Consider the following 10,804-nt stretch of genomic DNA (forward strand, 5'->3'; position numbering starts at 1 on the left):
GATCGCGATACGCCCCTCTTCCTTGGGCCGGGTTGTCGCGACACATACGTGATTTCCGAATTTCGGTAAAGTGGGATATTTTTGATGACACGGATTGACCCACGGCTCGGGTGTTTTGCCCGTCGGACAACGCAAGGGCTCGTGGGAACGCGTTCGTAGGGTGCAAAGGCGCAAAGCGCCGTGCACACCATCTCTCTCCACTCGGGCCAATCGTGGGCACGCTTCCGCCTTCGCTCTCCGAGCTACGGCGGACAAGTCGCTTTGCCCACCCTACGGCACCGTGCCGCCTACGGAGCCGCGCCGGCGAGACGTTCGATCACGATATCGAGCAGCGCGCGCAGACGGGCGAGCCGCCTGAGATCGCGGTGATAACCGACATAGGTGTCGCGGCCGGGCGGCGCCGTTCCGATGTCGAGCGCGACCAGGCGGCGGTCGCGGTCGCCGAGCGGACGCGGCAGCACGGCAAAGCCGCCGCCGCTCGCGCAAAGCTCGGCTTGCACCTGCCTGTTGTTGCTGCGCGAGGCGACGGCTGCATTCGGCAGCGCGCGCTTCAGCCAGACGGCGTCCGGCATGTCGGCGAACTCGGCATTCATCGTCACGACGCGGACAGCGCTGCCGTCGCCGGCGCGCGGCGGCTTGCTGCCCCTCTTGCCATAGAGCGCGTGGGGAATGTGCAGCAGCTTTCTGGAGATCACCTCGGGCTCGCTGAACGGCTTGATGCGAAACACGAGATCGGCTTCACGCCGCGGCAGACTGTAGAGCCGCGCATCGGTCAGGAGCTCCACCGTCACCTTGGGGTGACGCTTGCCGAATGCGGCGATCACCGGCGACAGCATCACCGTCCCGAACCAGTCCGACGATGACAGGCGGAGCAGGCCGTCGAGCTGCGTCTCCGCACCGGACACATGGCGCTCCAGCGCGAGCGCCTCGTCCTCGATCCGCTCGGCATGGCGGAGCACGGCGGCGCCCTCGTCGGTCAGCACCAGGCCATCCGCCGTGCGCTGGAACAGCGTCTGTCCCAGCGACGTCTCGAGCGCGCGAAGCCGCCGGCCCATCGTCGGCTGGGTCTGGCCGATTTTTCGTGCGGCAGCGCCGAGCGTGCCTTCGCGCGCAATTGCCAGGAAGATGCGCAGATCACTCCAGTCCATCAGGAATCCCGCCATACATAAATGTATGACGATTGTACAACCTTGTTCCTTCTCATGCAAAATTTCATGGGCATATTGAGCCGATCACGGAGCAAGACGATCATGACGAGACAATCGACGATGCGCGCAACTGTCCTGGAGACCCACAACGCTCCCTTGCGCCTCTCAACCATCTCCACGCCCGAGATCGGCCCGCACGACGTGCTGGTGCGGGTGCGCGCGAGCGCGGTCAATCCGCTCGACACCAAGATCCAGGCCGGCGCCGCGGCGCATGCCCGCCACCCGCTGCCGGCAATTCTCGGCATCGATCTCGCCGGCGTGGTCGAGCTGGCCGGGCGCGAGGTCTCGCGGTTCAAGCCGGGCGACGAGGTCTACGGGATGACCGGTGGCGTCGGCGGCGTACAGGGATCGCTCGCCGAATTCGCCGCGGTCGATGCCGATCTCCTCGCATTGAAGCCTGCCAATCTCGGCATGCGGGAAGCTGCCGCGCTGCCGCTGATCGTCATCACGGCCTGGGAAGGCCTGATCGATCGGGCGGCGTTGAAGGCGGGCCAGAAGGTATTGATTCATGGCGGTGCGGGCGGCGTCGGTCATGTCGCGATCCAGATCGCGCGCGCCTTCGGAGCGGAGGTGTTCGCAACCGGTTCGCCGTCGCAGCGCGCCACCATCGAAGGTTTCGGCGCCGTATTCATCGACCGCGACAGTTCGGTCGAAGCCTGCGTGGCGCAGCACACCGGCGGCCGCGGCTTCGACATCGTCTACGACACCGTCGGCGGCAAGGTGCTCGACGCTTCCTTCGAAGCGGTGCGCCGCTTCGGCCATGTGGTGAGCGCGCTCGGCTGGGGCACGCATGCGCTTGCGCCGCTGTCATTCCGGGCAGCCACCTATTCAGGCGTGTTCACGCTGCTGCCGCTGCTGTCGGGCGAAGGCCGCGCGCATCATGGAGAGATCATGGCGGAGGCCACGCGCCTCGCCGAGGCCGGCAAGCTCGTGCCGCTGCTCGACGCCAGGCGCTTTACGCTGGAGAACGTCGACGACGCCTATGCCCTGATCAGGGATCACGCCGCCAAGGGCAAGCTCGTCGTCGATATCTGAGGTGGAGCTTGTAGCCGGATGGAGCTGTGCGCGCCGCTAGTCCTCGCTGGACGCGGCGGAGCGGTTGCGCAAATAGGCCTGCGACAACAGGAAGAACAACGCGCGCTCGCCATGATATTTGGCGGAGGGCCGGGTGCGCTCGAAACCGTCGGCAAAGATCTTGCCGGACTGGTCGCACACCTGCCATCGCCAGCCAAACCGCTTGCGCCTGGTGAGGATCACTTCGAACATGCCGACGAGCTTGGTCCCCTGCTCCTTGCCGGTCTCGCAAAGGCATCCAAGCCCCTGCTCCGGCCTCCCCCATTAGACGGATGCCCGACATATAACCCAGCGGAGTGGAAAGAGAATAAAATTGATGATCGGAAATTCGTCTCTTGCACCGCTGTGATGAGGACGGCGGGGGTGCGGGAATAAGCTTTCGCCAGCGGTGTTTGCCTCGGCCCCAGGAGGCAATCTGCTGGCGCTTGCAGTATTCAAAGCAGAACACAGGGGGTGATGGGGATGAGCATTTTGCTTACCAGTCCCCACGACGCATGCGACGGTAACAGGAGATGCACGTTCGTGCGCTCGATGAGAATTTCCGTGCCGGACGTCAGGTCGGTGTCAGGTTGCAGGCGGCACCGCCGCCAGGACCTTAGCGCGCGACGGCCTTAGCGCGCGAGGGCCTTAGCGCGCGACGACTTCCACCTCGCCGTCGACGCCGTTGACGACGTTGAATCCGCGCTCGTAGACCTTGCCCTCGTTCTTGGCGATGGCGCGGTATTCGCCTTCGGAGAGCACGACGCGCGGGAAGGCGCCGATCGATTCCTTGATGACGTCGCCGCCCGGGGTCAGCACCGACCAGGCGGTGTTGGCGAGCGCCTCGCCGCCCCTGTCGCTGACCAGCTTGAGCGTGATCACGGCTGCGCGGTGGGTGATGGTGACGTCGGTGAGCTTGCTGGCCTGGACGCGGATGTCGGAGCGCACCACCGAATTGGCGTCGCCATAGTTGGAGATGATGTAGTAGGTGCCCTCCGGCAGCAGCACGACGTCGCCGGCGGCGACGTTCGGCACCAAGGAGGCACGCTCGCCGGATTCGAACTGGCTGCCCTTGTAGATCGCGAACGAGATCTGGTTCTGGGGAATGCGGCTGGTGCCGACCCGACCCTCGATCCGCAGGCCCCCGGCCGGGAGCACGAAGGACTCGCGGTCGGTCTCGGCCTTCAGGCTGACGGTGCGCACCGCGCTGACGAGGCCGAAGGCGACGTGCACGACGTAATTGCCGGGCGGCAGCACGATATTGGGCGTGGCGCTTCGGTCCTCGCGGATCAGCTTGAAGGTGCCGTTCTCATCGGGACGGTCGGCAAACACGCGCCAGACCAGGCCGCTGGTGATCGCCGGAGAATCCTTGCCGTATTTCGCGGTCAGCGACAGCACGCCCTGTCCGGGCACGGCCGCATTGAGCGGGGCGGCCGGCGGCACGGTCGTGACCGCGGGCGGCGGCATGCTGGGGGTCGTCGGCTGCATCAGGGTCGGCGGCAGGCTCGGGGGGCCGGCGCCAGGCCCGGAGGGCGGCGCCAGGCTGACGGCGCCGCCCGGCTCGGGCACCGAAGCCGGCGGGACCGGCGGCGGACGATCGGAGAAAAGCTGCGCCTGCGCAGCGTTTTGGCCTGAGGTAACGAGGCACGCGGCAAGGCTCAGCGCCGGCAGCAGCCTGCCGCTGCGCCGCCATCCGATGATGCCGTCACCCCCGCGTGTCATGCCCCCTGCTTTTCACCGAAAACGCGGCAAATTCAAGCCTCTGAAACCCCAGGAAATACGGGCCCGGTCCGATTGATGGAACCCGGTTGACGCCTGCGTGATTAGTCCAGCGGCAGCCAGCCCTCGCCACACTGCTGCCCCCTGCTTCCCGAACGGTATAAACCATGCTTGGCCCTCGCTCTGGTGCGGCGGAAGTCCGGTGCCTACTCTGGTGTCGAGGGCTGGCCCGGGTAGGAGAGTTTCGGTGCTTGATATCTTGAAGGGTCGTGGTGGGAACGGCTCGAACGGTGAGAAGATTGGCCTTGGCCCCACCCGTCGGCCGATCATCGGCCTTGCCCTCGGCGGCGGCGCGGCGCGCGGCTTTGCCCATATCGGAATCCTCAGGACCTTGATCGCCAACGGCATCGTGCCCGACGTCGTGGTCGGCACCTCCATCGGCGCCGTGGTCGGCGGCCTCCATGCGGCCGGCCGACTCGAGACGTTCGAAGAGTGGGGACGCAGCCTGCAAGGGATGCGCAACATCCTCGGCTATCTCGACATCCGCCTCAACGGCTCCGGCCTGCTCGGCGGCGAGAAGCTGGCGACCCGCCTCGAGAACGCGGTCGGACAGACCCTGATCGAGGACCTGCCCATCAAGTTCGCAAGCGTCGCGACCGAGGTCCGCACCGGCCACGAAATCTGGCTGACTCGCGGCCGCGTCGTCGATGCGATGCGCGCATCCTACGCCCTGCCCGGCATCTTCTCGCCCGTCCTGATCGGCGACCGCTGGCTGGTCGACGGCGCGCTGGTGAACCCGGTGCCGGTCTCGGCCGCCCGCGCGCTCGGCGCCGAAATCGTCATCGCCGCAAATCTTTCCAGCGACATCTTCACCCATTCCACGACGATCTATTCGCACGGCGCACCGCCCACGCCGGTCGCTCCGGGGGCCGAGGAGCCGACGGCCAAGCGGCGCTTCCCGCGCCTGTTCTCGCCCGAGAGGACGATGAAGCGCGAGTTCTTTGGCGGCAATGGCCGGCCCGGCATCTCCTCGGTGATGGTGGATGCCTTCAACATCATGCAGGACCGCATCACCCGCGCCCGCCTTGCCGGCGATCCGCCGGATCTGTTGATCACGCCGCGGGTCGGCCAGTTCGGCTGGTTCGACTTCCACCGCTCCGAAGACCTGATCGCTCATGGCACCCGCGCCGCGGAGCGCGCGCTGGAGTCGATCCAGGAGGCGATCCATGTGCTGGCGCCGGCGCCCGAAGGCACCGCTCCGAAAGCGGGCGAGCAGACCTGATCAGGCCGTCTTGATGTAGTCGCGCAGGGCTTCCTGCTCGGACTCGTATTCCTGGACCCGGCGCTTGACGATGTCGCCGATCGAGATCAGGCCGACCACCTTGCCGTTGTCGATCACGGGCAGATGGCGGAACTTGCCCGACGTCATCATCTCCATGAGCTCGGCGACCGTGTCGGTCTCCTTGCAGGTCACCACCTTGCGGGTCATGACCTGAGCGACCGGCTCCTCCAGCGCGCCGGCGCCGCGCTCGCCGAGCACGCGGACGATGTCGCGCTCCGACAGGATGCCCTCGAGCCGGCTCTGGTTCATCACCAGCACCGCGCCGATCTTCTTCTCACCGAGCAACTTGACCGCGGCAGCCAGCTTCGCGTCGGGCTCGACGCTCATGATCTGGTGGCCCTTGGTGTTGAGAATGGAACGTACCGTCATTGTTGCCTCCCTGAATCGGACCCGTCCGCCACTTGGCGGTCCGGACTTGTTCTTCGAGTCTTCAACTAACAGTTTAGGCGCCGGTTGCAGGCTCAGGCGCTTTGCGAAGCATCGCCGCTAGCGGCTTGCAGCTTCGGAACATTCTTTCTGCAAATGATGGATGAATTCGGGCCGCGCCGCAAGCGCCGCTTCAAATACGGTCTGAAACGTCCTGTGATGACGCATCCGCATCGTTTCGCACGCGCGGCACGGGATCGAACAGGGCGAACAGCAGCAGGCCGGCGAAGAAGCCGCCGATATGCGCCTGCCAGGCCACGCTCGTGGTTTCGGAATCGATGCCGATCGCACCGACGCCGAAGATGATGTTGACGCCGAACCACACGGCGAGGAAGCCGACCACCCGCCCGTCGCGCAGCGCACGCGATAGCGGCAGCGCCGGAACCTTTGCTGCGGTATCGGCGTCCGACCGGTTGAACGACAGGAAGCTGCCGCGCACGAAGGCGAAGCGGATCGCGGCTGCCATCGCGCCCGACACCGAGGCGGAGGCGCCGATCATCGGCGCCACCGCGTGCTCATGGGTGACGAGATGGGCGAGCGCGCCGGCCGCCGCCGTCACCGCCAGAAACAGAAAGAACCTGACCGCGCCGAACCGCCGCGCCAGCGCGCTGCCGAACGGCAAGAGCCAGAGCACGTTGAAGCCGAGATGGGTCAGATTGGCGTGCAGCAGCGAATAGGTGACGAACGTCCAGACCTTGGCGCCCGACCCGCCCGGGATCTGCAGATTGAGCAGCGAGGAATCGTATCGCTTCGGGATGAAGCCGAAGACGTCGATGGTCCAGTTCTCGAGCTCCGCCGGCAGCAGCACCCGCAGATGGATCACCGCCAGCAGGACGATATAGGCGGTCAGCGCCACAGGCAGCGTCAGGACCGGCTCGCGCGGAGCCTCCTCATGGGCGGCCGGCAGGCCGGGCTGAGAATCCTGCGGCGGAGAATCGTGCGGGGAATCCAAGGCAGCTTCGCTTTCAGGCGCGATCGGAACGATCCGTTTGGAGATAGTCGCCTTTGCCGGCCTTGCGCAAGTGCACAAAAGGAAAAGGCAGGGCCCTGGGAAGCCCTGCCTGTCCGTGTCGGCCTTCCGGTACCGGAGGAATGAAGGTGTATCCCCACCCCTCCCCGCGGCCCGTGACCAAACTGTTTGACGCCCTGTGTACAGACCCCGCCGAGAACCTGGATGAAAGCGGCGAGGCTTGCGACTGCGATCACCATAGCAGCGCCGCGCGAGGCGCAAAGGCCATAGTTAATTTAACGTTAACGACGCAAAGACTGCCTTAACGAGGGCGAAAACGCCCTCCCGGCATGGACGCTGCAAATCCCCTCCTGCACAACATCACAAGGGATCGCGGGTGCACTGAAGCGGGACAGCTTTGTCCCTTCGAGGTTGCACCCCGGGATAAGCGTTCAGACATGAAACATCCGTCGAGCCGCGCGTTCTTCGCGTATTGGGACAAGAAGCGCGGCGCCGCACGGGCCCCTGATAGGGCCGACATCGATCCGGCCGCGGTCCGCGGCCTGCTCGGCGACATTTTTGTCCTCTCCTGCGAGCCCAATCTCGGCTTTCCCTTCCGCGTCGCGGGCACGCGCGTCTGTGCGCTCGCGGGGTGTGACCTCAAGGACCAGAGCTTTGCGGCGCTGTTCACGGCCGCGAGCCGCGGCGAGATCGAGGAGATCACGACCATCGTCGCCGACGAGGCGTTAGGTGCGATCGCCGGCATCACGGCCGCGCGCGAGGACGGCAGCAAGGCCTATCTCGAGCTGTTGCTGCTGCCCTTCAACGCCCGCCCGCACACGCCGGTGAGCGTGACAGGCGTGCTCGCGCCGTTCGACGACGAATGCGGCGCGCTTTCAACCTTCACCCTCACCTCCTGGCGCTATCTGCACCAGCCGGAGAAGCTGCTGCCGCGCGCGATCCGCAAATTGCAGATCGCACGCGGGCTGATGGTGTATGAGGGGCTGAGATAGTCTCGCGCACGCGGATGGCCGTTTTTGCCGGATCTGCGTCATTCCTGATGTCGTTGCCAAGGGTTAGCTTCCGCCTCGCGTGAAGCAACGAGGTTCGGGTGACATCATCATGACATGGCGCGTTCTGGCGTTGAGCGGCCTCGGCTGCGTGGCGCTGCTGGCGGCGATCGGCGGAACCTGGCTGTTCCTGCTGCCAGGCACTCCGGCTCGGGGAGCCGCGCCCGCAATTTCCAGGGACGAGACCGAGGCGACGCTTGCGGCGCTGAAGCCGCCGAAGCGCGAACGCCCGCTGATCGCCATCGTCGGCATCAACGACATGACCGAGACGACAGACTATCTGATGCCCTACGGCATCCTCGCGCGCGCCGATGTCGCCGACGTCCTCACATTGGCGACGCAGCCCGGACCCGTCACGCTCTATCCCGCGCTGAAAGTGCAGCCGCATGCGACCATCGCCGAGTTCGACGCTGCGCATCCCGACGGCGCCGACTACGTGATCGTGCCCGCGATGAGCCGCGAAGACGATGCGGTCGCCCTGCAATGGATCAGAAGCCAGGCCGGCAAGGGCGCGATCATCGTCGGCGTCTGCGTCGGCGCCAAGGTCGTTGCCAACACCGGGCTGCTCGACGGCCGGCAGGCCACCACGCACTGGTATTCGGTGCGCGATCTGCAGAAGCATTCCGCGATCCGCTATGTCGCGGACCGCAGGCTGGTGGTCGAGCGCGGCGTCGCGACGACGACCGGCATCACCGCGTCCATGCCGATGGCCCTGACCCTGGTCGAGGCCATCGCCGGCCGCGCCAGGGCCGAAGCGGTCGCCGGCGACATCGGTCTTGCGGAGTGGAACGCGCGCCATCGCAGCGCGGCGTTCCAGTTCACACGCCCGTTCGCGCTGACGGCGATCGCCAACACGCTCGCATTCTGGAACCGCGAGCAACTCGGAATCGCGCTGACGCCAGGCATCGACGAGGTCTCGCTTGCGCTAATCGCCGATGCGTGGTCGCGCACCTATCGCTCGCGTGCCCTCACCTTCGCTGCCACGGCAGAGCCGCAGACGAGCCGCGGCGGTCTCCGCATCCTGCCGGACAAGATCGCGGCCGACTGGCCGGCAAAGCTGACGCCGCCGGCCGCCGCCGGTTTGCCGCCGGCGCGAGCGCTGGACCAGACGCTATCCGCCATCGACGCGCGCTACGGCTCGCGCACGGCCGACTTCGTCGCGATGCAGCTCGAATATCCGAGATAGATGCGCCGTTACGGCATCGCCAGATGCCAGGCGCCGTTCAAGAAGCCGTCGCCGGTGACGTCGCCGGGCTTCTGGTCCTTGGCGAAGGTGTAGAGCGGCTTGCCCTTGTAGGCCCACTGTTTCGAGCCGTCGTCGCGGGTGATGATGGTGTAGCCGTCACCGGCCGCATCGCTCGCCTCGGCCTTCAGCACCGGCCAGTTCGTCGCGCATGGACCGTTGCAGGCGGACTTGCCGTCCGCGTCCTTGTCGAAGGTGTAGAGCGTCATGCCCTTGGCATCGGTGAGCACGTTGCCCTTGTCGGTCTTGCCGGTCTTGGTCGGCGGTGCGGCGAAGGCGGCGGGAACGATCGCGAGCGAGAGTGCCAGCGAGAGCGCGAGGCGGATCGGGGACGTCATGATATCTCCTGTCATGCAATTGGCTTGCATGGGTAGGACGCCGCACGCGGCGTCGTATTCCTGAGAGGGCGGCAAAGATATTTTTCGCTGCGCGCGCCGACGCGGCGGAATAAACTGGGTCAACCGAGACGGAAAGACATGAGCAAGCCGCACTGGCGTCCCGCGCACGCATCCGACCTGCCCGCGATCAGCGCGATCGCGGCGCAAATTCATCCTGCTCTTCCTGAGAGCCCCGAGGTGCTCGCGGAGAAGATGCGGCTCTATCCCGACGGATGCCGCGTGCTGGTCGCGGGCGACGAGATCGCCGGCTACGGTCTCGCGCATCCCTGGAAGCAATACCGGATCCCGCCGCTCGACGGCTTGCTCGCACGACTGCCTGACGATGCGGATTGCCTCTACGTCCATGACGTCGCGGTCCTGCCCGACTTTCGCGGCGGCGTCGTGCGCCCCTATGTTGCTGATGTTGAACAGTTGGCGCGTGCGTCAGGCATCGCAACGCTCGCACTGGTCTCGGTCTATGCCACGCGGCCGCTGTGGCAACGTCTCGGCTTTCGGCCCGTCACGGCGGACGCGGCACTGCGCGCAAAGCTGGCATCCTATGGCGAAGGCTCGACGTACATGCTGCGCGACCTTACCGCGGTGTAATGTCCCTCGCCGGCCGGCCGGCTCACGCGGGCGTGAAGCCGCGCCCTCGAACCGGGTCAGGTGGCGCTCCGTCGAAGGTGTGTGCGAGCCGTTCCGGTCTCGCCGAACCGAGGCTGGAGAATATCCATGAAGCTCACGTTGTCGAAGATTGCCTTGATTGCATGCGTTGCGACGAGCGCGTTCGCCGCGACCAGCGCCAACGCGGCGCCCCACCGAACCGATGGCTGCCAGTTCGCCTTTTTCGAAGGCTGTGGCATCGTCTTCGAGCAGCCGAACCCCGGCCGCTCCCGCAGCAGCGTCATTCCCGTCCGCGATACCTCGCCGACCTACATGAAGCAGACCGACCCGCGCTACAGCTCGTCGATGCGCGATGCCGGCGGCGGCGGCGGTGGTGGCGGCGGCGGTGGTGGTGGTGGCGGCGGTGGTCGCTGAGCTCACACCCGACTTTTCAGATGATGTCGCCGGTGCAACCCGGCGGCATCATTGTCGTCTGCGCTGAACGGTGCCGGTTCAGCCGCGATGCTTTTTCTTCTTCGGCTTCTTTCCAGGCGCGCCCTTCGCGGGCCACGGCGTGACCGACGGCTCTGCGTGACCCGGCTTGTTCTTGTGCTTCTTCTTGCCGAAGGACGGAGCATCGTCGAATTTCGGCCCGCGCTCGCCCTGAGGCTTGCTGCGCGGCTTGAATTCACTCTTGTCGCGTGGACGATCCTCGCGACGTTCCCGATGATCGCTGTCGCGGCTCTCGCGCCGGGGCGGGTGTGACCGCTCCTCCGCAGGCGCCTGTTGCTGCGGCGCGCCCGCCATCGGCTCC

Annotated in this window: 12 protein-coding genes and 1 pseudogene; 6 read left to right on the plus strand and 7 right to left on the minus strand. The window is 66.2% G+C overall.

Annotated features, from left to right (window positions below; genetic code table 11):
- Nucleotides 1–287: 287 nt before the first annotated feature.
- Nucleotides 288–1,148, minus strand: coding sequence for a LysR family transcriptional regulator (locus tag IC66_RS0128015; protein ID WP_038949888.1), 861 nt, complete (start codon nucleotides 1,146–1,148; stop codon nucleotides 288–290).
- Nucleotides 1,149–1,250: 102 nt separating this feature from the next.
- On the opposite strand from IC66_RS0128015, the gene IC66_RS0128020 reads away from it, so the two are divergent.
- Nucleotides 1,251–2,243 (plus strand): zinc-dependent alcohol dehydrogenase family protein, encoded by a 993-nt coding sequence (locus IC66_RS0128020; protein ID WP_244625886.1) that lies wholly within the window; start codon nucleotides 1,251–1,253, stop codon nucleotides 2,241–2,243.
- 36 nt (nucleotides 2,244–2,279) lie between these two features.
- On the opposite strand, the gene IC66_RS47215 is transcribed toward IC66_RS0128020, so the two are convergent.
- Together IC66_RS47215 and IC66_RS0128030 are read right to left on the minus strand one after the other, a co-directional pair.
- Nucleotides 2,280–2,474: a hypothetical protein gene (locus IC66_RS47215; RefSeq protein ID WP_018322145.1), complete on the minus strand. Its 195-nt coding sequence runs from the start codon at nucleotides 2,472–2,474 to the stop codon at nucleotides 2,280–2,282.
- A 435-nt stretch (nucleotides 2,475–2,909) separates the two neighbouring features.
- Entirely contained in the window at nucleotides 2,910–3,983 is a 1,074-nt protein-coding gene (locus IC66_RS0128030; RefSeq protein ID WP_038949890.1) for a hypothetical protein, read from the minus strand.
- 244 nt (nucleotides 3,984–4,227) lie between these two features.
- Between IC66_RS0128030 and IC66_RS0128035 the strand changes: the two genes are divergently transcribed.
- Entirely contained in the window at nucleotides 4,228–5,262 is a 1,035-nt protein-coding gene (locus IC66_RS0128035; RefSeq protein ID WP_028141123.1) for a patatin-like phospholipase family protein, read from the plus strand.
- Here IC66_RS0128035 and IC66_RS0128040 read toward each other — a convergent pair whose 3' ends face one another.
- On the minus strand, nucleotides 5,263–5,691 hold the full coding sequence (locus IC66_RS0128040; protein WP_028141124.1) for a CBS domain-containing protein: 429 nt from the start codon (nucleotides 5,689–5,691) through the stop codon (nucleotides 5,263–5,265). It abuts the gene before it with no gap.
- 190 nt (nucleotides 5,692–5,881) lie between these two features.
- The gene (locus IC66_RS0128045; RefSeq protein ID WP_038949891.1) at nucleotides 5,882–6,700 is read right to left on the minus strand and encodes a rhomboid family intramembrane serine protease; all 819 of its coding nucleotides are present in this window, start codon (nucleotides 6,698–6,700) and stop codon (nucleotides 5,882–5,884) included.
- A 455-nt stretch (nucleotides 6,701–7,155) separates the two neighbouring features.
- Here IC66_RS0128045 and IC66_RS0128050 point away from each other — a divergent pair, with 455 nt between their 5' ends.
- Both IC66_RS0128050 and IC66_RS0128055 read left to right on the plus strand, forming a co-directional pair.
- Nucleotides 7,156–7,710, plus strand: coding sequence for a PAS domain-containing protein (locus IC66_RS0128050; protein ID WP_018322140.1), 555 nt, complete (start codon nucleotides 7,156–7,158; stop codon nucleotides 7,708–7,710).
- Between the two features lie 109 nt (nucleotides 7,711–7,819).
- Complete coding sequence (locus tag IC66_RS0128055) at nucleotides 7,820–8,953, plus strand: DJ-1/PfpI family protein (RefSeq protein WP_028141127.1); 1,134 nt, start codon at nucleotides 7,820–7,822, stop codon at nucleotides 8,951–8,953.
- Between the two features lie 8 nt (nucleotides 8,954–8,961).
- Here IC66_RS0128055 and IC66_RS0128060 read toward each other — a convergent pair whose 3' ends face one another.
- On the minus strand, nucleotides 8,962–9,348 hold the full coding sequence (locus tag IC66_RS0128060) for a COG4315 family predicted lipoprotein (protein WP_038949892.1): 387 nt from the start codon (nucleotides 9,346–9,348) through the stop codon (nucleotides 8,962–8,964).
- A 138-nt stretch (nucleotides 9,349–9,486) separates the two neighbouring features.
- Between IC66_RS0128060 and IC66_RS0128065 the strand changes: the two genes are divergently transcribed.
- Together IC66_RS0128065 and IC66_RS0128070 are read left to right on the plus strand one after the other, a co-directional pair.
- Nucleotides 9,487–9,993, plus strand: a complete 507-nt coding sequence (locus tag IC66_RS0128065; protein WP_038949893.1) for a GNAT family N-acetyltransferase — start codon at nucleotides 9,487–9,489, stop codon at nucleotides 9,991–9,993.
- 126 nt (nucleotides 9,994–10,119) lie between these two features.
- Entirely contained in the window at nucleotides 10,120–10,425 is a 306-nt protein-coding gene (locus tag IC66_RS0128070) for a hypothetical protein (protein ID WP_038949894.1), read from the plus strand.
- Between the two features lie 78 nt (nucleotides 10,426–10,503).
- On the opposite strand, the pseudogene IC66_RS0128075 reads toward IC66_RS0128070, so the two are convergent.
- A pseudogene (locus IC66_RS0128075) lies at nucleotides 10,504–10,804 on the minus strand (DEAD/DEAH box helicase); the annotation flags it as partial.

Source organism: Bradyrhizobium genomosp. III, from assembly GCF_000261705.1.
GTDB classification, from domain to species: domain Bacteria; phylum Pseudomonadota; class Alphaproteobacteria; order Rhizobiales; family Xanthobacteraceae; genus Bradyrhizobium; species Bradyrhizobium ottawaense.